The organism is Gilliamella sp. LMG 34359 (genome assembly GCF_984569085.1).
This window is the reverse complement of the sequence record NZ_OZ474906.1, coordinates 307,662-329,904: the sequence shown is the minus strand read 5'-3', so window position 1 is coordinate 329,904 and position 22,243 is coordinate 307,662. Positions and strand designations below refer to the sequence as shown.

Below are 22,243 nucleotides of genomic sequence, written 5' to 3'. Positions count from 1 at the left end.
TTAATAAGCTGTCAGCTCTTTAAAAAGAAGAAACAGACAATCTGTGTGGGCACTTACGAGACGAAAAATTAAAAGTCTACGGACTAAAAAAATTAAGTCTTGATAAGTGACACTGAAGATTCATTTGAATATGTCAGAGACAGTTATTGAGCATCAAACTTTAAATTGAAGAGTTTGATCATGGCTCAGATTGAACGCTGGCGGCAGGCTTAACACATGCAAGTCGAACGGTAACATGAGTGCTTGCACTTGATGACGAGTGGCGGACGGGTGAGTAAAGTATGGGGATCTGCCGAATGGAGGGGGACAACAGTTGGAAACGACTGCTAATACCGCATAAAGTTGAGAGACCAAAGCATGGGACCTTCGGGCCATGCGCCATTTGATGAACCCATATGGGATTAGCTAGTTGGTAGGGTAAAGGCTTACCAAGGCGACGATCTCTAGCTGGTCTGAGAGGATGACCAGCCACACTGGAACTGAGACACGGTCCAGACTCCTACGGGAGGCAGCAGTGGGGAATATTGCACAATGGGGGAAACCCTGATGCAGCCATGCCGCGTGTATGAAGAAGGCCTTCGGGTTGTAAAGTACTTTCGGTAATGAGGAAGGTGATGTATCTAATAGGTGCGTCAATTGACGTTAATTACAGAAGAAGCACCGGCTAACTCCGTGCCAGCAGCCGCGGTAATACGGAGGGTGCGAGCGTTAATCGGAATGACTGGGCGTAAAGGGCATGTAGGCGGATAATTAAGTTAGGTGTGAAAGCCCTGGGCTCAACCTAGGAATTGCACTTAAAACTGGTTAACTAGAGTATTGTAGAGGAAGGTAGAATTCCACGTGTAGCGGTGAAATGCGTAGAGATGTGGAGGAATACCGGTGGCGAAGGCGGCCTTCTGGACAGATACTGACGCTGAGATGCGAAAGCGTGGGGAGCAAACAGGATTAGATACCCTGGTAGTCCACGCTGTAAACGATGTCGATTTGGAGTTTGTTGCCCTGAGTGATGGGCTCCGAAGCTAACGCGATAAATCGACCGCCTGGGGAGTACGGCCGCAAGGTTAAAACTCAAATGAATTGACGGGGGCCCGCACAAGCGGTGGAGCATGTGGTTTAATTCGATGCAACGCGAAGAACCTTACCTGGTCTTGACATCCACAGAATCTTGCAGAGATGCGAGAGTGCCTTCGGGAACTGTGAGACAGGTGCTGCATGGCTGTCGTCAGCTCGTGTTGTGAAATGTTGGGTTAAGTCCCGCAACGAGCGCAACCCTTATCCTTTGTTGCCAGCGGTTCGGCCGGGAACTCAAAGGAGACTGCCGTTGATAAAGCGGAGGAAGGTGGGGACGACGTCAAGTCATCATGGCCCTTACGACCAGGGCTACACACGTGCTACAATGGCGTATACAAAGGGAGGCGACCTCGCGAGAGCAAGCGGACCTCATAAAGTACGTCTAAGTCCGGATTGGAGTCTGCAACTCGACTCCATGAAGTCGGAATCGCTAGTAATCGTGAATCAGAATGTCACGGTGAATACGTTCCCGGGCCTTGTACACACCGCCCGTCACACCATGGGAGTGGGTTGCACCAGAAGTAGATAGCTTAACCGCAAGGAGGGCGTTTACCACGGTGTGGTCCATGACTGGGGTGAAGTCGTAACAAGGTAACCGTAGGGGAACCTGCGGTTGGATCACCTCCTTACGAAGAGCTCGTAAGTGTTCACACAGATTGTTTGTTTAGAAAGAGTCACTTTATTGGGTCTGTAGCTCAGGTGGTTAGAGCGCACCCCTGATAAGGGTGAGGTCGGTGGTTCAAGTCCACTCAGACCCACCAATTCGACTGCTTAAGCGGATAGCTTGATTAGTTGATGAAGTGAGACAATGGGGCTATAGCTCAGCTGGGAGAGCGCCTGCCTTGCACGCAGGAGGCCAGCGGTTCGATCCCGCTTAGCTCCACCATTAAAGAAGTCTCTTTTATTATATATAAATTATGTTTGTATTTATTTGATATTCGAATGAATAGAAAGATAAAGCTCTTTAACAATTAGGAACAAGCTGAAAGAAACGAGTTCTCGTTTTTATGGCAAATTGATGTATGAAAATATATTAGTTTGAGATAAGAAAGAGAAGAAAGCGTAATTAAAACCAAGACAACTGTGAGTTGTAAGGTTAAGAAATTAAGCGTACACGGTGGATGCCTAGGCAATCAGAGGCGATGAAGGACGTGTTAATCTGCGAAAAGCAACGGTAAGTCGATAAAAGGCGCTATAACCGTTGATGTCCGAATGGGGAAACCCAGTGCAGGCGACTGCACTATCATCTGATGAATACATAGTCAGATGAGGCGAACCGGGAGAACTGAAACATCTAAGTACCCCGAGGAAAAGAAATCAACCGAGATTCCCTAAGTAGCGGCGAGCGAAAGGGGAGGAGCCCAAGCGGGTAGCATATTGTGTTAGTGGAAGCGTCTGGAAAGTCGCACGATAGAGGGTGAAAGTCCCGTACACGAAGATGCATTATGTGGAAGCTTATAGAGTAGGGCGGGACACGTGATATCCTGTCTGAAGATGGGGGGACCATCCTCCAAGGCTAAATACTCCTGATTGACCGATAGTGAACCAGTACCGTGAGGGAAAGGCGAAAAGAACCCCGGGAGGGGAGTGAAATAGACCCTGAAACCGTGTACGTACAATCAGTGGGAGCTGTTACCATTAGGTAATAGTGACTGCGTACCTTTTGTATAATGGGTCAGCGACTTATATTCTGTAGCAAGGTTAACCGAATAGGGGAGCCGAAGGGAAACCGAGTATTAACTGTGCGTTAAGTTGCAGGGTATAGACCCGAAACCCGGTGATCTAGCCATGGGCAGGTTGAAGGTTGGTTAACACTAACTGGAGGACCGAACCGACTAATGTTGAAAAATTAGCGGATGACCTGTGGCTGGGGGTGAAAGGCCAATCAAACCGGGAGATAGCTGGTTCTCCCCGAAAGCTATTTAGGTAGCGCCTCATGAGTAACTGTTGGGGGTAGAGCACTGTTTCGGCTAGGGGGCCATCCCGGCTTACCAACCCGATGCAAACTCCGAATACTGACAAGTTTAATCATGGGAGACACACGGCGGGTGCTAACGTTCGTCGTGAAGAGGGAAACAACCCAGACCGCCAGCTAAGGTCCCAAAGTCATAGTTAAGTGGGAAACGAAGTGGGAAGGCTTAGACAGCTAGGATGTTGGCTTAGAAGCAGCCATCATTTAAAGAAAGCGTAATAGCTCACTAGTCGAGTCGGCCTGCGCGGAAGATGTAACGGGGCTAAAACTATGCACCGAAGCTGCGGCAGTGCACGAAAGTGTGTTGGGTAGGGGAGCGTTCTGTAAGCCGTTGAAGGTGTATTGTGAGGTATGCTGGAGGTATCAGAAGTGCGAATGCTGACATAAGTAACGATAAAGCGGGTGAAAAGCCCGCTCGCCGGAAGACCAAGGGTTCCTGTCCAACGTTAATCGGGGCAGGGTGAGTCGACCCCTAAGGAGAGGCCGAAGGGCGTATCTGATGGGAAACGGGTTAATATTCCCGTACTGGCTATAACTGCGATGGGGGGACGAAGAAGGCTAGGTTTACCACCTATTGGATGGTGGGTTAAACGTGTAGGGGTGTGATTAGGCAAATCCGGTCACTAAGACTCTGAGGCGTGACGACGAGGCACTAAGGTGCTGAAGTAATTGATGCCCTGCTTCCAGGAAAATCCTCTAAGCTTCAGGTTATAGTTAATCGTACCCGAAACCGACACAGGTGGTCAGGTAGAGAATACTAAGGCGCTTGAGAGAACTCGGGTGAAGGAACTAGGCAAAATGGTGCCGTAACTTCGGGAGAAGGCACGCTGATGGTAATTGAAGTCCCACGCGGATGGAGGTGAAATCAGTCGAAGATACCAGCTGGCTGCAACTGTTTAATAAAAACACAGCACTGTGCAAACACGAAAGTGGACGTATACGGTGTGACGCCTGCCCGGTGCTGGAAGGTTAATTGATGGGGTTATGCGTAAGCAGAAGCTCTTGATCGAAGCCCCAGTAAACGGCGGCCGTAACTATAACGGTCCTAAGGTAGCGAAATTCCTTGTCGGGTAAGTTCCGACCTGCACGAATGGCGTAATGATGGCCAGGCTGTCTCCACCCGAGACTCAGTGAAATTGAACTTGCCGTGAAGATGCGGTGTACCCGTGGCAAGACGGAAAGACCCCGTGAACCTTTACTATAGCTTGACAGTGAACATTGAGCCTTAATGTGTAGGATAGGTGGGAGACTAAGAAGTGTGTACGCCAGTATGCATGGAGTCAACCTTGAAATACCACCCTTTAATGTTTGATGTTCTAACCTATACTTCTGAATCGAGGTAAGGGACACTGTCTGGTGGGTAGTTTGACTGGGGCGGTCTCCTCCCAAAGAGTAACGGAGGAGCACGAAGGTTAGCTAATCCTGGTCGGACATCAGGAGGTTAGTGCAATGGCAAAAGCTAGCTTGACTGCGAGAGTGACGGCTCGAGCAGGTACGAAAGTAGGTCATAGTGATCCGGTGGTTCTGAATGGAAGGGCCATCGCTCAACGGATAAAAGGTACTCCGGGGATAACAGGCTGATACCGCCCAAGAGTTCATATCGACGGCGGTGTTTGGCACCTCGATGTCGGCTCATCACATCCTGGGGCTGAAGTAGGTCCCAAGGGTACGGCTGTTCGCCGTTTAAAGTGGTACGCGAGCTGGGTTTAGAACGTCGTGAGACAGTTCGGTCCCTATCTGCCATGGGCGTAGGAAAATTGAGAGGGTTTGCTTCTAGTACGAGAGGACCGAAGTGAACGCACCGCTGGTGTTCGGGTTGTGATGCCAATTGCATTGCCCGGTAGCTACGTGCGGAATAGATAAGTGCTGAAAGCATCTAAGTACGAAACTAGCCTCGAGATGAGTTTTCCCTGATGAGAATCAGTAAGGTCCGTTTGAGACTAAGACGTAGATAGGTCAGGTGTGTAAGTGTAGTGATACATTGAGCTAACTGATACTAATGAACCGAGAGTCTTAACCTTACAACTCGGAGTTGTTTTGGATACGCGAAGATAAAGATTGATTATGAGATAATCAAACAGTTTGTTCCGGATTGAGCGATTGTGGCGGATATGAGATAATACGCAGCAATTGGAAGAAGAGAAGACAGAATATGTCTGGCGGTAATAGCGCGGTGGTCCCACCTGACCCCATGCCGAACTCAGAAGTGAAACGCCGTAGTGCCGATGGTAGTGTGGGTATTACCCATGTGAGAGTAGGGTGCCGCCAGACTTTTAAATACACGAGCCCAGCAGTGATGCTGGGCTTTTTTGCATTCTAAGATTATTTAATTCTTCTGGGGATAAGATGAGTTCCTTAATCGCCTTTAATAAACCGTTTAATGTTGTGACGCAATTTTCTGCTCATGAAAAATATCAGACGTTAAAAGATTATATATCCTTACCACGATTTTATCCTGCTGGCCGTTTAGATACTGATAGTGAAGGATTATTATTACTCACCAACGATGGTCAATTACAAGCAAAAATTAGTTCGCCAAAGTTTAAATTACCTAAAACTTATTGGGTACAAGTGGAAGGGCTAATTGATAACCAAGCGATTGATAAATTAACCAGAGGTGTTCAACTAAAGGAATTTCATACGGCACCGGCAATAGTGACTTTTCTCGATGAGCCAACTAATTTGTGGCAACGAGTTCCACCTATTAGAGAACGCAAAACAATTCCGACTTCATGGATCACTATTACCATAACCGAAGGAAAAAATCGGCAAGTTAGAAGAATGTGTGCTGCTGTTGGATTTCCTTGCTTACGCTTAATTCGCGTTCAGATTGGTAACTATAATTTATTTACTCATCACTTACCGTTAGGCGAATGGCGATCTATTAACATTAACGATCTTTATATTAGATAATTAATTTATGATCCTTAAAGAATTCTATTTTTGTAGGATCAAATAGATCAATAATATGATTCTCTTTGCTCGAATCCGTTGGGCTTTAAACTAAAATAAGATAAAATGATCACCAACATTGATCATGGGATAAGTTATTTATGATTGAAAAAAAGAAAGAAGGATTTTTTTCTCGTTTAAAAAAAGGTCTTTTTAAAACTAAACAAAATATAGGATCTGGTTTTCTTAGCTTATTTAAAGGAAAAAAGATCGATGATGAGCTATTTGAAGAATTAGAAGAACAATTACTTATTGCGGATATTGGTTTTGATACCACACAAAAATTAATAACTACGTTAACGCAGCAAGCTTCGAGAAAAGAGTTAAAAGATGCCGATGCATTACATGATCTATTAAAAAATGAAATGAAATCTATTTTAGATGGTGCTCAACAACCGTTGAATTTAGAAGAGCATAAGCCTTTCGTTATATTAATGGTTGGTGTAAATGGCGTTGGCAAAACCACAACCATAGGTAAATTAGCCCGTCAATTTCAACAACAAGGGAAATCGGTTATGCTTGCCGCTGGTGATACTTTTCGTGCAGCTGCCGTTGAACAGTTACAGGTATGGGGTGAGCGTAATAATATCCCTGTCATTGCTCAGCATATTAATGCTGACTCAGCGTCAGTAATTTTTGATGCTATGCAGGCGGCAAAAGCGAAAAATATTGATGTATTAATTGCAGATACAGCTGGTCGTTTGCAAAATAAATCTCATCTAATGGATGAGTTGAAAAAAATAGTCAGAGTAATTAAAAAACAAGATGAAACTGCGCCACACGAAATCATGTTAACTATTGATGCTGGAACCGGTCAAAATGCCATTAGTCAAACGAAATTATTTAATGAAGCTGTTGGTGTAACAGGGATGACATTAACTAAGTTAGATGGTACTGCAAAAGGTGGTATTATATTCAGCATTGCTGATCAGTTTAATATTCCAATCCGTTATATTGGTGTCGGTGAAAAAATTGAAGACTTAAGGCCATTTGTTGCAGATGATTTTATTGATGCACTTTTTGATGAAGCAGAAGAGTAGAGATAAATCATGATTCAATTTCAACGCGTTAGCAAAGTTTACCTTGGTGGCAAGCCAGCTTTGCAAAATATAACTTTTACTTTATCACCCGGGGAAATGGCCTTTTTAACCGGTCATTCAGGTGCCGGTAAAAGCACATTGATGCGTTTGATTTGTGGTTTAGAAAAAGCGAATGATGGCAAAGTATTATTAAATGGTGTTGATGTTTCCCGATTAAAAAAACATCAGATGCCATTTTTGCGTCGCACAATTGGTATGATTTATCAAGATCATCAATTGTTATTTGATCATACTGTCTATGATAATGTAGCGTTTCCATTGATTATCTTAGGTAAGCCTGCTGACGAAATTAAAAGGCGTGTTTCAGCATCCTTAGATAAAGTAGGCTTGATTGATAAAATGAAATTTTATCCTATACAGTTATCTGGTGGCGAACAGCAACGAGTAGGTATTGCCCGAGCAATTGTCAATCGCCCAACTGTACTTCTTGCTGATGAACCGACGGGGAATTTAGATAATAAACTGTCAAAAGATATACTAAAATTATTTGAAGAATTTAATCAAGCGGGGGTAACGGTGTTAATGGCAACCCATAATATGGGGCTTATTCGTCGAAAACATCACCGAATATTAAATTTGAATCAAGGACGTTTAGAGGTTAAAAATTGATGATAAAGGCAAAGTTTAAGCCATCTAAACAAAAAAAACACAAGAGCCATAGTTTTTTAGGGCGCTGGCAAAGACAGATTGGTTACGCATGGCATAATGTGTTTAACTATTTTTACCAAAACATCTTTGCCTCGTTGCTAACAATTTTTGTTATTGCTATTTCAATTACATTACCGACAATCGGCTATATATTATTGAAAAATGCCAATCAAGCTGCAGAACAATGGTATCCAACACCAAATTTAACGGTATATATCGACAAAACATTAAGTGAAGAGCAAAGCAAAGATTTAATTGATAAATTTAAGGCAATTTCTGAAGTCGAAAATGTTATTTATCTTTCTCGCGACGAAACTCGTGAAGAATTCAAAGCTTGGTCTGGATTTGATGATGCTCTTGACTTACTGACTGAAAACCCATTACCGGCGGTTGCTATTGTCTTTCCAATTGAAACAGCTAAACAAACCAATAAATTACATGCATTACAAGCAGAACTACAGAAAATAGTAGGGGTTGATGATGTGCATCTTGATGATAGTTGGTTTACTCGATTAATGGCATTAACTAATATGGTAAAATCCATAGTTTGGACCATTTCAATCTTTATGGTTATTGCGGTATCATTAGTTATTGGTAATAGTATCCGCTTGAATATAGTTGCTCGAAGGCAAACAATTATCGTTATGCAATTAATTGGTGCAACAGAAGGTTTTATTTTACGACCATTTTTATATAATGGCATTTTCACAGGATTGATAAGTGCTATTTTGGCTCTCATTCTATCGAAAGTATTTATTCTTCAAATAGATTCAACCATGTTGCAAGTATCCAATGTTTTTGGAAAAATAGTTAGTATCAATGGTCTTTCATGGGATGAAAGTTTATTAATTATTTTATTTTCGATAATTATAGGTTGGCTTTCAGCATTTATTGCCACTAAAAAGTATTTGAACGAAATGGTGATAGTCTCATAATTGTAGATTAATTATCTACGGTTTTTATTGGATGCTTTACTGCAAATATAATGATAAAAATGTGAACTAAATCACATTTTGGTGGTCTAACTAAACAGAAAGATTTTAAATTGCTACATTAATAGCGTGTAGCAAAATTAGTTTAATTTAAGGGGGAATTAAATGACTACTGATTTAAAAATGCAAGCAGGTGCTTTAATCCCACAAGGAAATATCGAATCATACCTTCGCATGATAAATACCTATCCGATGTTAACAGCTGAGGAAGAAAAGTCTCTAGGTGAAAGACTTTATTATCATGATGATGTCGATGCAGCAAGACAATTAATTTTATCGCATTTACGCTTTGTTGCGCATATTGCTCGTGGCTATTCTGGTTATGGTTTGCCACAAGCTGATTTGATTCAAGAAGGTAACATTGGTTTAATGAAAGCGGTACGTCGATTTAATCCAGGAATGGGCGTGCGTTTAGTCTCTTTTGCCGTGCATTGGATAAAAGCCGAAATTCATGAATATGTATTAAAAAACTGGCGTATTGTTAAAGTTGCAACCACTAAAGCGCAAAGAAAATTATTTTTTAATTTAAGAAAAAATAAACAACGTTTAGGTTGGTTTAATAGTGCTGAAGTCGATCTGGTTGCCGATGAGCTAGGCGTGAGTCGTAAAGATGTCTTAGAGATGGAATCACGAATGGCTGCGCAAGATATGTCATTTGATATAGATAGTGATGATGATGATAATTCAATTGTTGCACCAGCTCTTTATTTAGAAGATAGCAATTCTGACTTCTCAAAATCGATTGAAAATGACAATTGGGAAAATGACGCAACCGATAAGCTACATGATGCCTTATCTCAATTAGACGAACGTAGTCAAGATATTATTAAAGCACGTTGGTTAGATGCTGATGATAGTAAATCAACATTGCAAGTATTGGCCGATAAATACAGCGTTTCTGCTGAACGTATTCGCCAACTTGAAAAAAATGCCATGAAAAAATTACGAGTGGCTATAGAAGCATAATTGATTTTTATTAATAATAAATAAGCCCTACTTTTGAAGTGACCCCCAATAGTTGGACAACCAATTACAGGGGGGCTTTTTTATAAGCTGAATTTAATGTAGCTAATAAATAAGTTAACAATTAAAACTACCATTTAGTAATAAAAAATTATGTTTTTATTTTTTTGTTTTTTATTGGCTGATAAGCTGTATTTTATAAATAAAAATCAATAATAATATTTCTTAGTCTCAGTCATATCTTAATAAATATTGCAAATTTATGACCATACTGACTTGTATTTTTTTAATAACGATACTTATTGGAATGGTATTACTATTATTTTTTAATTTTAAAAATATTGGTTTACCCTTATAAGTTTATTTTTTATTACACATAGTTATGAAATTTACTCTGATATTGCTCCAACTAAATTTTCTACATGGCGAGCAGTTTTAATTACCTTAATCGATACCATTATTATGGCAATTTTAACTTATGGTTTCTTGCAATTTAGATTATGGATTTTAAGTTATCGTAAATCGGACTATTTTTAGCAAATTGAGTAATTTATTGTTATAAGTTTGCTAATAAATTTGTTGTTTGCGACGTTATAGAATTAACTACTAGACCACTATGATCATTAATTTTATCTGTTAATAACACGCTTTATGAACATTACATCTCTTTATCATTTATCGGTGAAGATTTAATGTTATTATTTACTTCAATTAGTATTATGATATTTGAACGAATATTAAAAATAAGCATGCCAACTAGTTGAATAACACAGTTATATTTAAGGTGTTTTTATACACGATAGTTTAAGATTAATCAGATAATTATCTAAAAGTTTGCTTTTATATAAGGGATAAAGAATGTTAAAAAGTTTATTGAGAGTTATTTTATTTAGTCTAATTGCTGTTAGTTTAATTGCTTGTAATGATAGTGCTAAAAATACATCTTCTGATTTATCCATTGATACCGGGGTTATTGACTGTGATCGCTATATAAAGTTAGTTCACGAATTACAATTATCATCTAAACTCCCGGCTGATCCTCAAGAATCTTTAGAAAATACTATAAATCATTTTAAGCAATTGATAGAAAAAAATCCGGAATCAGCGAAGAGAGAGTGTAATTCTGCCTATACAGCTTTGCGATCAATTAATCGCTAACCATGCTGCTTCTTGGGCATGTAATAGGGCTGTATCAAAGAAAGGGATGGCGTAATCTTGTTGGCAGATTAATAAACCAATCTCAGTACAGCCTAAAATTACCCCTTCAGCACCTTGCTTAACAAGTTTATCAATAATATTGAGGTAAGCTTGCTTAGACTCAGGTTTAATTTTTCCAAGGCAAAGTTCATCATAAATAATATTATTGATGATTATTCTATCTTGTTCATCAGGGACTAAAACATTTAAGCCTTTTTCAATTAGTTTTGATTTGTAAAAGTCTTGCTCCATGGTGTATTTGGTACCAAGTAATGCAACTGATTTTATTTTATCTTTGATCAAATGGTTGGCCGTTACGTCGGCGATATGAATGATAGGAATAGTAATGGCCTTTTGAATTTGCTCTGCAACCTTATGCATGGTATTGGTACAAATAATAATAAAATCAGCGCCGGCTAATTCTAATCTTTTCGCCGCATCGGTTAAAATAACCGCGCTTTTATCCCATTCATTATTCGCTTGGCAACTTTCTATCTCTTGAAAATCGACACTATATAACAGTGTTTTGGCTGAATGTAATCCACCAAGTGATTTGCCAATAACTTGATTGATAACTTGATAATAAGTAACGGTACTTTCCCAACTCATGCCACCAATCAATCCAATTGTTTTCATTTGTAATACTCCATTATATTCTCTCGTAACTAGTAGTAATTGATTATTAATTATAATTATTAGTATGTAAAGATGATGAATTAGAATAAAATATCATCAACTATCAGATCGTTGTAGTAAGATCGTTGTAGTAAATGAGTTAAAAAACGCATTGTAGCCGTTGGTTGATAAATGGATGTTTATTATTAATGAAAAACTATAAAAACTATAAAAACTATTTAGCATTTCTCTCATTTGGATTGCTAATGCTATCATTTTCATGTTTGGCTGAACCAAAAGTTATCCATGTGCTAGTGGCATTATGTGATAACAAATATCAGGCTATCGCTCCAGTACCTGCGGCAATTGGTAATGGTCAAGATCCGAAAAATAATCTTTATTGGGGCGCGGCTTATGGTTTTAAAACCTATTTTGCTAAACAAAAAGAGTGGCAAGTTCTACAAGTTAATAAACCCAATAAAGGCAAAATATTAGAGGAAATAATTTATAAACATCAAAGCAAGGATGTCTATCTTATTGCTCAGGCATATGATGGTAAATATATCAACGACACAGTAGATGATTTTATTAGTTATTCAGCTGGAAAAAAATCAGCATCATTTTTAATCGATAAAGATCAAATTGCGGCCGGAGCAAAAGCTCATTTAGTTGTTTATGTTGGACATGATGCATTAATGGAATGGTCTTGGTGGAATTATTTACCAGATAGTTGGCGTTGGTATACCCTTTCAAAAGCAGAACAAGAGAAACAAAAAACACGCTATGCAGCCGTATTTGCCTGTAAAAGTCAGAAGTATTTTACGCCGCCATTATCTCGATTAGGTATAACACCACTTATTTTAACCCTGCACCGTATGGCACCGGAAGCTTATAGTATTCATGCTATGATTAGTAGTTGGTTGAATGGTGAAGCAAAAGATGAAACAAGGCTTAAAGTAGCAACTGCTTATAGCCAATATCAAAAGTTAAGCAAACCCGCTTTACATATATTTACCACAGAATATAGTCAATAATGATGTTTAATTATAGTAGATGATTTAACTTATTAATAAAAGGCAAACAAATATGTTGCAAACACCTAAAATAGTCATTTTAACAGGTGCCGGTATCTCTGCTGAATCTGGCTTATCAACTTTTCGCGCCCAAAATGGATTGTGGGAAGGTCATAATGTGGATGATGTTGCCACCTACCAAGGTTATTTGCGTGATCCCATTGGTGTACATAATTTTTATAATATGCTACGCAATAAGTTACAAAATCCTGAGGTAAAACCCAATGCGGCTCATTTTGCTTTGGCGCAATTAGAGCAGACTTTAGGCTCGGATAATGTACTAATTATTACCCAAAATGTGGATAACCTGCATGAAAAAGCCGGTTCAAAAAATATCATCCACATGCATGGTGAATTATTAAAGGTTCGCAATGAAAAAACTGGAGAGATTATTGATTATTATCAAGATGTCAATTATGAAGAAAACAAACAGATTCGCCCACATATAGTTTGGTTTGGTGAAATGCCATTACAGATGGATGAAATCTATGATGCGATCTCAAATGCTGATTATTTTATTTCAATTGGTACTTCAGGAAATGTTTATCCAGCGGCTGGATTTGTGCAAATGGCGAATCAATTTGGCGTTAAAACGGTAGAACTTAATTTAGAGCCAAGTTTAGGTGAAAACTTATTTCAAACTAAAATTTACGGTTCTGCAAGTCAAGTGGTGCCGGAATATATTAAAAAATTTATTTAATAAGTAATATCACTTGAGCTGTTTCAGGTAATTTTTACCACCTAAATTGATCATCTGTTGACGAATCCATTCGGCCTTTTTTTGGATCCTATCATTAGGATTAGCTGGGTTCCATTTTCTTGGATTTGGTAGGGTCGCCGCTAATAAACTCGCTTGATTTGGCGTTAATTGGCTAGCACTGACATTAAAATAGTGACGAGAAGCCGCTTCAATGCCATAAATTCCTTCACCCCATTCAACGCTATTTAAATAGATCTCAAGTGTACGTTGTTTTGACCAAATAAGCTCAATCCAAACGGTAAACCATGACTCAAAACCTTTACGGATCCAACTTCGGGATGGCCATAGAAATATATTTTTTGCCACCTGTTGAGTTATGGTGCTCGCGCCAATCATCTTTTGGTTTTTTTGATTATGAATTAATGCGCGATTAATGGCTTTAAAATCAAACCCCCAATGATCGGCAAAATGTTGATCTTCAGCGGCAATCACCGCAATTTTAATATTATCTGAAATCAGATCCCAATCTTTCCAGGTGCGTTGCTGAGTGATATTCCAATGAGCGATCTTTCTTTCCACCATCAACATTGAACCAAACGGATTAAACCAACGCATTAATAAAATAAGAAAAACCGAAACAAGCATAAATCCAAGTATGATTTTTTTTATGAGGTTTAATGTTTTCCTTAATTTGCGTTTCATAGTAGTCCAAATATGATTAGTTAAAAATAGTTAAATAAAGAATTAATCTAGCAAAAAAACCGTTAAGCAAGATACGCTATATTAACATTTAAATAAACTATTATTTATAAACTTAACTATTTGTTCTGGTTGGTTTATATCTAATACTGGTACAGATATGTTTAAAGACTCATCACTGGCAACGGCAATGGTAAAATTATCAATAAATAATGGTTTGGCGTTGGCTTTACGATGGCACATAATTTTGGGAATTTGCTCATCTTTAAATCCTTCAATAAATATCACGTCAACATCAGTAAAACGATCAATCAACGTTTTTAAATCGGCAGGAATATCTGGTGTTTCCTCAATCAATGCATAACGTTTATCACACGCAATAATCGTTTGTAGTGAACCTGCTTTGCGTAACTCATAGCTATCTTTACCGGGGATATCTAACTCAATATCATGGTGGGCATGTTTTAGTGACCCCACCTTAACATTTTGCAACACCATTAACTGAATAATTTTTTTTAATAAGGTAGTTTTACCAGATCCACTATATCCAGTAATCCCAATAATTTTTTTACCATTCATAGATTTTCAACATTATCGTGTTATATTTAAGTGCAAATATTACATCATTTTATACAAGATTAAAGGTAATGGTATGTACGATTTTTTAAATGATTATAACCAAACGGTTCACCCTCAATTATTAAAAGAATTTATCGATATCAATAATAAAAAATTGAGTGGTTATGGCTTAGATGATTGTTGTAATGATGCCATCAATCACATTAGACAAATATTAAATTCACCGAATGCCGATATCCATTTTATGGCAGGAGGAACCATTACCAATTTAACGACAATTTCCCATATTTTAAAACCTTATCAAGCCGTGATTGCAGCCGAGACCGGACATATCAATGTGCATGAAACTGGCGCTATTGAGGCGACAGGGCATAAGGTGGTAACAGTTAAAACCGAAGATGGTAAATTAACCCCAGAATTAATAAAACCGGTTTTAGATTATCATTGTGACGAACATATGGTTCAACCCAAACTGGTGTATATTTCCAATACCACCGAATTAGGTACTCTATATAGCAAGCAAGAACTGAAAGAATTGTATCAATTTTGTCAAAAAAACCACCTTTACCTTTATTTAGATGGTGCTCGTTTAGCAATGGCATTAGGTGCGAAAGATAATGACATTACTTTTCCTGACTTAGCTAAATATACTGATGTATTTTATATTGGTGGTACTAAAGTTGGTGCTTTTGCTGGTGAAGCATTGGTATTTAATAATCATACTATCAATCATGACTTCCGCTTTAATATGAAACAAAAAGGGGCAATATTAGCGAAAAGTTGGATTATAGCCGTGCAATTTAAAGCATTAATGAAAAATGACCTCTATATCTCTTTAGGTAAACATAGTAATACCATGGCTGAAAAACTGATAACCTTATTTGACAATCAAGGATTTACTTTTGCAGCAACACCACAAACCAATCAGTTATTTGTTAAACTGCCCAATCAACTAGCCAATAAAATTGTGTCGCTTTATGCGGTGGATAATTTAGGACAAAGCGATCCCGACCATATTTGCTTACGCTTTTGTACTTCATGGTCGACCCAAGAAGTCGAAATTGAAAACTTTGCTACACAACTAAAGAAACTGCTTAAAAATTAATAACGGCTTTTTTATTTATTGAGTTATTAATAATCTTAAAAATAAAAAAGTTGAGGAGTGGGATTTTGGAAATCTTGTATGACTGAAAATCCCAGTTACCTCAGCTAAGCTTTATAATCATGTAATCTCCTAAAAGCATTAGTGATCAAAAAGGCCAAAACAGTATTATAAATAATTGAGAAGCAGGGGTTTTAAACTATGAGATCGCTAAAAATCCTCTTTATACCAGCTAAGCTTGGCAATGAACTTATCTACTAAAAGTATGGCTAATCTAAGGAGATTAAAAATTGTATTTGCCAAAATGTTGAGGAACGGCTTTTTTAACGTTGAACCTCAGCGATTTATTATTTATAAATGGCCTTAGATAGGATTTACTTATTCGCTTTAATTGCCAAATTAGCACTTTCGAGCATTTCAACTGTATTAATATTGGTAAAACTAGCCGGTGTATCGCTAAAATCAACCGCGGTTGCATGAATTTGTTTTAAAAATAACATCAGTTTACGATCACCATTTTCCAAATATTTTTTTAGTTGTGGGAGGACGGATTTATTAATTAATAAAACGGTTGGGTGATTATCCTTGCCGTCAAAAGGGAAAATAGCTTGATGGGTTGTTGTGAATTTGGCTAAACGAATTAGTAGATCAAGTGGCAAAAAAGGGGTATCACAACTAACAACTAAGTTCCAATCTGTCGAGCTGCGTAATAAACCGCTATAGATACCGGCAAGCGGCCCTAAAAATCCCGGTAAATCATCACCAAAAACCGGGTAATCTAGCGCAGCATACTGATCAGCATGACGATTACAATTAATCATTATAAAGTCAACTTGTGGCTTAATCCGATCAATAACATGCTGAAATAGTGGTTTTTCTGCTAATAACATTAAACCTTTATCCACACCATTCATACGGTTACTTTGGCCACCAGCTAAAATAATGGCTGTCACAGGCAGTTTTTCCATAAATACTTTCTCTTTTACATTGCTAAAAAACAAAATAACATTACTATATAACAAAGTTATTTTTAGATACAAAATCTAGCGTAAGTTATCCGTTTATACAGACTTTATGTTCTCATTAGATTAAAAGCCGAGTATATAATAGAAGCTTTTTAATATACAGATTGCAATATAAAGATTAACATAAAGGTTTATATCATCATCTTCAACATAGTTGAATAATTAAAAAGGTAATTATTATGAAATGTCATCGTATTGATGAATTAATTGAGTTATTACAACCAGCTTGGGAAAACGATTCCGATCTCAATTTGTTACAGCTTTTAGATAAATTAGGTAAAGAAGCCGGTTTTGATGGTGATTTGAAAGATCTTAGTGATGAAGTTTTAATTTATCATTTAAAAATGCGTAATTCAGATAAAAATGAAGCCATTCCTGGATTAAAGAAAGATTATGAAGATGATTTTAAATCAGCAATATTAAAAGCTCGCGGAATTATTCAAGAATAAGGAGAATGAACTAGATGAAAAAAACGCTCATTGCTATTGGAGTATTACTAACTTCTATGAGCAGCTTTGCTGACGAAGCACCGGTAAATACTAAGAATGAAACTCAACCAGCTACAGCAAGTGCCGTCTCACAATTAGAACCGATTGAAAGTGGTAAACAATATGGCGTTTTACCATTTCAGCCATCTCCAGACAAAGAAGTTGTCGAATTTTTCTCATTCAACTGTCCTAGCTGTTTCAAATTTGAAAGCGAATTTCATGTACCAGGCGAAATTGCTAAAGCATTACCTAATGGTACTCAATTTAAACGTTATCATTTAGAAAATTTTGGCCCTTTAGCTAAAGAGTTAGCTGAAGCGTGGGCAGTTGCTAATGTTTTAGGTATCGAAGATAAAGCTTCTGATGCACTTTACAAAGCGGTACAAAAAGATCGTAAAATAAAAACTGCCGAAGATATTAAAGCTGTTTTTGCTGATTTAGGTGTTGATGCTGAAAAGTTTGATAAAACCAAACAAAGTTTTTTAGTCAAAGCATTTATGGCACAACAAACAGAGGCAATTAAGCAATTAAGTCCAGATTCAATTCCAACTGTTGTGGTTAACCGCAAGTTTTTTGTGAATTCACGAGGACTAAATGCTAACAGTACCACTAACTATATCAACGATTATGCGAGAGTAACTGCTTACTTAGTTGGTTTAGATCCTAATATTAAGGTTGAAAACGATAAAAAATCGGCTAATGAAGACAAGTCAAAAAAATAATTAATTGACGTTTTTAATTGTTTATTAGAAATAATTGAGATCCCTTTGTCGTTAATTAGTACAAAGGGATTTTATTTTAATGGGATTTTTTATTCTCTTTCTAATGCATAAATTGGATCAAGTTTTGCAGCTCGTTTTGCTGGGACATAGCCAAAAATAATCCCAATCATCGACGAACAGCTAAATGCGGCAATAATAGAAATAATAGAAAAACTCATAGCAAACGAGGTCACTAAATAATTAAAAATAAAACCAATTAAAAATGACAACACGATCCCTAATGTGCCGCCGATTAAACAAACCAGTACGGCTTCAATAAGAAATTGTTGCAAAATATCACTCGAACGTGCACCAACTGCCATACGAACACCAATTTCTCGCGTTCTTTCTGTGACAGATACCAGCATAATATTCATTACCCCAATACCACCAACAACGAGAGAAATTAAAGCAATAGTTGAGATCAGCAAAGTTAAAACCCAAGCTGATGAATTGACGGTTTCTCGGATACTATCGGAATTAAAGATAAAGAAATCTTTAGTGCCATGGCGTTGTAGCATAATTTTATTAATCGCTTGTTCTGCCACACTTAAATCAATATTATCATTGATGCGAACGGTAATACTTTTTAATGATGTTTGCCCTACCATACGATTTATCACTGTGGTGTAAGGTAACCAGATATTAAGGCTTTCGTTATTACCAAATCCTTGCTGTTGTTTAGTGGCAACTCCGATGATTCTAACCGGTAATTGACCAACCATGAGAATTTTGCCTACTGGATTTTGATCACTAAACAGCCTTTTAACGGTGTTCTCATCAATTACCGCTTCTTGAGCGGATGCGTTTACTGCCTCTTGATTAAAGGCTATTCCTTGACTAATGGTATAGCCGCGTACGGCAAAAAATTGTTCACCTACACCATTCACCGTACCGGTTACAGCTAAATTATTTATTCGAAAATAGACGCTGGTGGAAAGATTTGGTGTTGTACTATGAACAAAGCTTTGTTGCGCAAGAAAATCGGCATCTGAAGAACGTAACGTTGTGATTTTATCGGCGTTACGATCACCAAAACCGCTACCGGCATAAATTTCTAACGTACTTGTACCTAACGAATTAATATTGGATAGTATTTTCTGTTTTGTTCCTTCGCCTAAAGCAACCATAGATACCACTGAAGCAATACCAATAATAATTCCTAGCATAGTCAAAAACGTGCGTAACCGTTGTGACAACATGGATAATATTGCCATTTTAAATGCATCACGAAAACGGTAATATTTGGCGGAAAAATTATCTTGCGTTTTGGTTATTTCGATTTGCTTAACTTGTCGATTATCAACTTGCGCAGATGAGTAATTGGGATTAATTGAATCAGAAATAATATTACCATCACTAATCTCAATAATCCGTTGGGCACTTTGGGCAATGTTCGGATCATGGGTAACAATAATAACAGTATGCCCTTGTTGATGTAGTTCTCGTAAAATGGTCATGACTTCTAAACCACTTTTACGATCGAGAGCACCGGTTGGTTCGTCAGCTAAAATAATTTGTCCGCCATTAATTAGTGCACGGCCAATACTAACACGTTGTTGTTGTCCACCCGATAATTGATTAGGCTTATTATTTATTTTATCAGCAAGGCCTAAACGCGCTAATATGTTAGCCGCTCGAGTTTGACGTTGTTCATTGGTAACACCTGCATAAATAGCGGGTATTTCAACATTACCTTGTGCTGTTAATGCATTTAATAAATGGTAACGTTGAAAGATAAATCCAAAATGTTCACGGCGTAGTTCTGCTAACTCATCAGGTGATAACTGACTGGTGGTTCGCCCACTAATTGCATAAATTCCTCTGGTTGGCTTATCCAAACAACCGAGAATATTCATTAGTGTCGATTTGCCTGAGCCCGAAGCACCAATAATCGCCACCATTTCTCCAGCATTGATGGTTAAATTGATGCCTTTAAGAACTTGTATCGTTGATTCTCCAGCGGGAAATTCACGAATAATATTTTCGAGTTTAATTAATGGAGTATTGGTCATCTTAGAATCTTATCCTTGGTCCTTTGCTATTGGGATTAAATGTTGCACCATTTGCGCTACTAACAACGACAACTTCTCCTTCTTTCAGACCAGATTTGATTTCAACATTAATATTATTATTAATCCCTAAATTGACTTCCCGTTCCTCAATCTCATTGGTTTGATTAAGAATATAAACAATTGCTTTATCAGTGCCTATATTTTTTTGGATAGCCTGAGATGGAATCGTAAGTACATTCTTCGCTTCAGCTAACACAATATATACTTGAGCCGTCATTGATATCCGTAAAATACGATCAGGATTATCAACATCCAACAATCCATTATAGTAAATAGCAGTTTTGGTGGTAGATGATGAGCTTGAAGTCGAACTTTCGGTATTAATTGAGTCTGGTGCCGGTTCGATCGCTCTTAATGTTAATCCATCAAAACGCTTATTGGGTTGTCCCAAAATTGTAAAGTAAACCGGCATACCTTTTTTAACACCAATAACGTCGGCTTCTGAAATTTGCGCCTCAATGGTCATTTTATCCAGTTGGGCAACTTTAACGATAGTTGGCGCACTTTGTACCGAGTTTACTGTTTGTCCCTGATCAACCGGAATGGCGACTATCACACCATCAATCGGTGAACGTATCTTAGTGTAACCTAAATTAACTTTTGCCGTATCAACCGCCACTTGAGCACTGACGATATCAGCATCGAGGGCGGCAATATCGGCCTTAATCGCATCAAGATCAGCTTTGGCGGAATCTAAATCCGATTGGACGCCGACCCCTTTTTTAACCAACTTTAATTGACGTTCATAGATTAATTGATAGTTGACTAATTTAGCTTTCTTTGAAGTTCGCTGGGCTTCTAAGCTATTAAGTGATGCTTCCGATTGTTTAAGATCATTACTTTGTTTAAGATCGTCAATCTCAGCAATCATATCACCTTGTTTAACTTCATCGCCAAGCTCAACATACAGTTTTTTTATCTGTCCTGAAACTTGCGCACCTACGCTAACTTGTTTAAAGGCACTTATGGTGCCATCAGCAAGCACCGTTTTCTCAACACTCCCTTTAGTGACTGGCGATGTAATATAATTGACCGCTTTTTCCACAGGGAAAAAAATGGCTTTTACTATATACAACAATACTAAAGCGGCAATCGCGATAACGATATATTTGAATCTTATGAATTTTGCCAATCTTTTCATCCTTTAATTTTTTATTATTTTTTGAGCATTGTATCGTATTAATTCAATTTGCAATGATAAGCAAAGATAATAAATTGTAATTTTTATGAAAATTTTTAACTATGCAAAATAGTAAAGATGTTATTGAATTAATAGAAAAAAAATGATTATTCTAGTAATATGTAACCGCTAAGCTGAATTTATACATATAATTAGATAAAAATTGTATTCTAAAAATTGCCTTTTTAAAGTGCATCTTAATTATTTATTGTATTGTTTTTAATCAATCTATTGGATAGATAATATCATGGTCTGGGGTTTAATAAATGTCATTTGAAAAACAACAATCCACTTTAGATAATGCCTTAACTTTGCTTGAAATAATTAGTCATTATTCATCAGGCATTTCTCTAGCTGAAATTGTCAAATTAAGTAGAATGGCAAAAACAACAGTATTTAGAATTTTAGATACTCTCAAAAAAAGGCAATATCTTAGTTATGATGCGAATACTGAAAAATATTCTTTAGACGTTAAAGCTTTTGAATTAGGTGTAAAGGGATTAATGAATATCTCTTTGGTTGGTATCTCAATCCCTTTTTTAAAAAAGCTAGCTTCAAAAATTAATGAAACGTGTTTTCTTGCCGTCTATCATGATGGCAGTGTTATTTATTTATATAAAGCTGAAGGTGAACTGGCTGTTAAAACCAATTCACACATAGGAAGCCGAATGCCTGTTTATTGTACAGGACTTGGCAAATCATTATTAGCTTACCAACCATTAGTCGAAATTAATAAAGTATTAAGTCGCCCCTTAGTTCAATTTACAGATAAAACCATTATTGATCGTGAAATGATTCATAATAGTTTAGCCAAAGTATGTATCGACGGTTATTCCATGGATGATGAAGAAGTGGAAGAAGGATTGTCTTGCATAGCAGTTCCAATTTTTATAAAACAAAATAAAGTTGTTGGTGCGATTAGTGTTGCCGGATCTTCTTTTCGAATTATACAGAAAAAAGAGTTGATTATTAACGAGTTAAAAAATATTTCATCATCAATTTCAATTGAACTAAAAAAGAAAAATTAATGTGATCGGTCGGTTGAATTAAT

Annotated in this window: 17 protein-coding genes, 2 tRNA genes, 3 rRNA genes and 1 pseudogene; 17 read left to right on the top strand and 6 right to left on the bottom strand. The window is 37.6% G+C overall.

The genetic code is table 11. The annotated features are described in order from the left end of the window. Nucleotides 1–162 precede the first annotated feature (162 nt). The 11 genes and pseudogenes from AC5LXV_RS01665 to AC5LXV_RS01615 all read left to right on the top strand — a co-directional run bounded on the left by AC5LXV_RS01665 (nucleotide 163) and on the right by AC5LXV_RS01615 (nucleotide 10,856). A 16S ribosomal RNA gene (locus AC5LXV_RS01665) occupies nucleotides 163–1,700 on the top strand. A gap of 55 nt (nucleotides 1,701–1,755) precedes the next feature. Further along, nucleotides 1,756–1,832 (top strand) — tRNA-Ile (locus AC5LXV_RS01660). 49 nt (nucleotides 1,833–1,881) lie between these two features. Continuing rightward, nucleotides 1,882–1,957 (top strand) — tRNA-Ala (locus AC5LXV_RS01655). Between the two features lie 208 nt (nucleotides 1,958–2,165). Then, nucleotides 2,166–5,064: ribosomal RNA gene (locus tag AC5LXV_RS01650) — 23S ribosomal RNA — on the top strand. 134 nt (nucleotides 5,065–5,198) lie between these two features. Next, nucleotides 5,199–5,314: ribosomal RNA gene (rrf, locus tag AC5LXV_RS01645) — 5S ribosomal RNA — on the top strand. Together the 16S, 23S and 5S rRNA genes with 2 tRNA genes alongside form the textbook arrangement of a ribosomal RNA operon. A 75-nt stretch (nucleotides 5,315–5,389) precedes the next feature. Beyond that, entirely contained in the window at nucleotides 5,390–5,956 is a 567-nt protein-coding gene (locus AC5LXV_RS01640; protein WP_110422370.1) for a pseudouridine synthase, read from the top strand. Between the two features lie 155 nt (nucleotides 5,957–6,111). Continuing rightward, nucleotides 6,112–7,035, top strand: a pseudogene (ftsY, locus tag AC5LXV_RS01635) (signal recognition particle-docking protein FtsY); the annotation flags it as partial. Nucleotides 7,036–7,044: 9 nt separating this feature from the next. Then, nucleotides 7,045–7,704 (top strand): cell division ATP-binding protein FtsE, encoded by a 660-nt coding sequence (ftsE, locus tag AC5LXV_RS01630; RefSeq protein ID WP_110432230.1) that lies wholly within the window; start codon nucleotides 7,045–7,047, stop codon nucleotides 7,702–7,704. Further along, nucleotides 7,704–8,678 carry a permease-like cell division protein FtsX gene (ftsX, locus tag AC5LXV_RS01625; RefSeq protein ID WP_493467215.1) on the top strand — a complete coding sequence of 325 codons (975 nt, stop codon included), beginning with the start codon at nucleotides 7,704–7,706 and terminating at the stop codon, nucleotides 8,676–8,678. Before ftsE ends, ftsX begins: the two co-directional genes overlap by 1 nt. 162 nt (nucleotides 8,679–8,840) lie before the next feature. Further along, entirely contained in the window at nucleotides 8,841–9,701 is an 861-nt protein-coding gene (gene rpoH, locus AC5LXV_RS01620) for an RNA polymerase sigma factor RpoH (RefSeq protein ID WP_493445611.1), read from the top strand. Nucleotides 9,702–10,556: 855 nt separating this feature from the next. Beyond that, nucleotides 10,557–10,856: a hypothetical protein gene (locus AC5LXV_RS01615; RefSeq protein ID WP_493445610.1), complete on the top strand. Its 300-nt coding sequence runs from the start codon at nucleotides 10,557–10,559 to the stop codon at nucleotides 10,854–10,856. Here AC5LXV_RS01615 and AC5LXV_RS01610 read toward each other — a convergent pair. Further along, entirely contained in the window at nucleotides 10,842–11,531 is a 690-nt protein-coding gene (locus AC5LXV_RS01610; RefSeq protein ID WP_493467214.1) for an aspartate/glutamate racemase family protein, read from the bottom strand. The genes AC5LXV_RS01615 and AC5LXV_RS01610 overlap by 15 nt on opposite strands. Before the next feature lie 188 nt (nucleotides 11,532–11,719). Between AC5LXV_RS01610 and AC5LXV_RS01605 the strand changes: the two genes are divergently transcribed. Together AC5LXV_RS01605 and cobB are read left to right on the top strand one after the other, a co-directional pair. Continuing rightward, entirely contained in the window at nucleotides 11,720–12,544 is an 825-nt protein-coding gene (locus tag AC5LXV_RS01605) for a hypothetical protein (protein WP_493467213.1), read from the top strand. 52 nt (nucleotides 12,545–12,596) lie between these two features. Continuing rightward, a complete protein-coding gene (cobB, locus tag AC5LXV_RS01600) occupies nucleotides 12,597–13,283 on the top strand; it encodes a Sir2 family NAD+-dependent deacetylase (RefSeq protein ID WP_493467212.1) in 687 nt (228 codons plus the stop codon). A gap of 9 nt (nucleotides 13,284–13,292) precedes the next feature. Here cobB and mtgA read toward each other — a convergent pair whose 3' ends face one another. Together mtgA and mobB are read right to left on the bottom strand one after the other, a co-directional pair. Beyond that, entirely contained in the window at nucleotides 13,293–13,985 is a 693-nt protein-coding gene (gene mtgA / locus AC5LXV_RS01595; protein ID WP_493467211.1) for a monofunctional biosynthetic peptidoglycan transglycosylase, read from the bottom strand. An 81-nt stretch (nucleotides 13,986–14,066) separates the two neighbouring features. Further along, entirely contained in the window at nucleotides 14,067–14,561 is a 495-nt protein-coding gene (gene mobB, locus AC5LXV_RS01590; protein WP_110422376.1) for a molybdopterin-guanine dinucleotide biosynthesis protein B, read from the bottom strand. 73 nt (nucleotides 14,562–14,634) lie between these two features. Between mobB and AC5LXV_RS01585 the strand changes: the two genes are divergently transcribed. Next, complete coding sequence (locus tag AC5LXV_RS01585; protein WP_493467210.1) at nucleotides 14,635–15,666, top strand: threonine aldolase family protein; 1,032 nt, start codon at nucleotides 14,635–14,637, stop codon at nucleotides 15,664–15,666. 371 nt (nucleotides 15,667–16,037) lie between these two features. On the opposite strand, the gene mobA is transcribed toward AC5LXV_RS01585, so the two are convergent. Next, on the bottom strand, nucleotides 16,038–16,631 hold the full coding sequence (mobA, locus tag AC5LXV_RS01580; RefSeq protein WP_110432238.1) for a molybdenum cofactor guanylyltransferase MobA: 594 nt from the start codon (nucleotides 16,629–16,631) through the stop codon (nucleotides 16,038–16,040). A gap of 236 nt (nucleotides 16,632–16,867) precedes the next feature. On the opposite strand from mobA, the gene AC5LXV_RS01575 reads away from it, so the two are divergent. Further along, nucleotides 16,868–17,137, top strand: a complete 270-nt coding sequence (locus AC5LXV_RS01575; protein ID WP_034884473.1) for a YihD family protein — start codon at nucleotides 16,868–16,870, stop codon at nucleotides 17,135–17,137. Nucleotides 17,138–17,151: 14 nt separating this feature from the next. Next, the gene (locus AC5LXV_RS01570) at nucleotides 17,152–17,898 is read left to right on the top strand and encodes a DsbA family protein (RefSeq protein WP_493467209.1); all 747 of its coding nucleotides are present in this window, start codon (nucleotides 17,152–17,154) and stop codon (nucleotides 17,896–17,898) included. An 89-nt stretch (nucleotides 17,899–17,987) separates the two neighbouring features. On the opposite strand, the gene AC5LXV_RS01565 is transcribed toward AC5LXV_RS01570, so the two are convergent. Both AC5LXV_RS01565 and AC5LXV_RS01560 read right to left on the bottom strand, forming a co-directional pair. Further along, nucleotides 17,988–19,952 carry a MacB family efflux pump subunit gene (locus AC5LXV_RS01565; RefSeq protein WP_493467208.1) on the bottom strand — a complete coding sequence of 655 codons (1,965 nt, stop codon included), beginning with the start codon at nucleotides 19,950–19,952 and terminating at the stop codon, nucleotides 17,988–17,990. Nucleotide 19,953: 1 nt separating this feature from the next. After that, nucleotides 19,954–21,153 (bottom strand): efflux RND transporter periplasmic adaptor subunit, encoded by a 1,200-nt coding sequence (locus AC5LXV_RS01560; protein WP_493467207.1) that lies wholly within the window; start codon nucleotides 21,151–21,153, stop codon nucleotides 19,954–19,956. Between the two features lie 305 nt (nucleotides 21,154–21,458). Between AC5LXV_RS01560 and AC5LXV_RS01555 the strand changes: the two genes are divergently transcribed. Further along, the gene (locus AC5LXV_RS01555; protein ID WP_110422382.1) at nucleotides 21,459–22,220 is read left to right on the top strand and encodes an IclR family transcriptional regulator; all 762 of its coding nucleotides are present in this window, start codon (nucleotides 21,459–21,461) and stop codon (nucleotides 22,218–22,220) included. Nucleotides 22,221–22,243: the final 23 nt, after the last annotated feature.

Coding starts and splice junctions, on each gene's coding strand:
- mobA (WP_110432238.1), bottom strand. CDS start 16,631: ATGGAAAAACTGCCTGTGACAGCCATTATTTTAGCTGGTGGCCAAAGT.
- AC5LXV_RS01560 (WP_493467207.1), bottom strand. CDS start 21,153: ATGAAAAGATTGGCAAAATTCATAAGATTCAAATATATCGTTATCGCG.
- AC5LXV_RS01565 (WP_493467208.1), bottom strand. CDS start 19,952: ATGACCAATACTCCATTAATTAAACTCGAAAATATTATTCGTGAATTT.
- ftsE (WP_110432230.1), top strand. CDS start 7,045: ATGATTCAATTTCAACGCGTTAGCAAAGTTTACCTTGGTGGCAAGCCA.
- rpoH (WP_493445611.1), top strand. CDS start 8,841: ATGACTACTGATTTAAAAATGCAAGCAGGTGCTTTAATCCCACAAGGA.
- AC5LXV_RS01555 (WP_110422382.1), top strand. CDS start 21,459: ATGTCATTTGAAAAACAACAATCCACTTTAGATAATGCCTTAACTTTG.
- AC5LXV_RS01585 (WP_493467210.1), top strand. CDS start 14,635: ATGTACGATTTTTTAAATGATTATAACCAAACGGTTCACCCTCAATTA.
- AC5LXV_RS01570 (WP_493467209.1), top strand. CDS start 17,152: ATGAAAAAAACGCTCATTGCTATTGGAGTATTACTAACTTCTATGAGC.
- cobB (WP_493467212.1), top strand. CDS start 12,597: ATGTTGCAAACACCTAAAATAGTCATTTTAACAGGTGCCGGTATCTCT.
- ftsX (WP_493467215.1), top strand. CDS start 7,704: ATGATAAAGGCAAAGTTTAAGCCATCTAAACAAAAAAAACACAAGAGC.
- AC5LXV_RS01605 (WP_493467213.1), top strand. CDS start 11,720: ATGAAAAACTATAAAAACTATAAAAACTATTTAGCATTTCTCTCATTT.
- AC5LXV_RS01575 (WP_034884473.1), top strand. CDS start 16,868: ATGAAATGTCATCGTATTGATGAATTAATTGAGTTATTACAACCAGCT.
- AC5LXV_RS01640 (WP_110422370.1), top strand. CDS start 5,390: ATGAGTTCCTTAATCGCCTTTAATAAACCGTTTAATGTTGTGACGCAA.
- AC5LXV_RS01610 (WP_493467214.1), bottom strand. CDS start 11,531: ATGAAAACAATTGGATTGATTGGTGGCATGAGTTGGGAAAGTACCGTT.
- mobB (WP_110422376.1), bottom strand. CDS start 14,561: ATGAATGGTAAAAAAATTATTGGGATTACTGGATATAGTGGATCTGGT.
- AC5LXV_RS01615 (WP_493445610.1), top strand. CDS start 10,557: ATGTTAAAAAGTTTATTGAGAGTTATTTTATTTAGTCTAATTGCTGTT.
- mtgA (WP_493467211.1), bottom strand. CDS start 13,985: ATGAAACGCAAATTAAGGAAAACATTAAACCTCATAAAAAAAATCATA.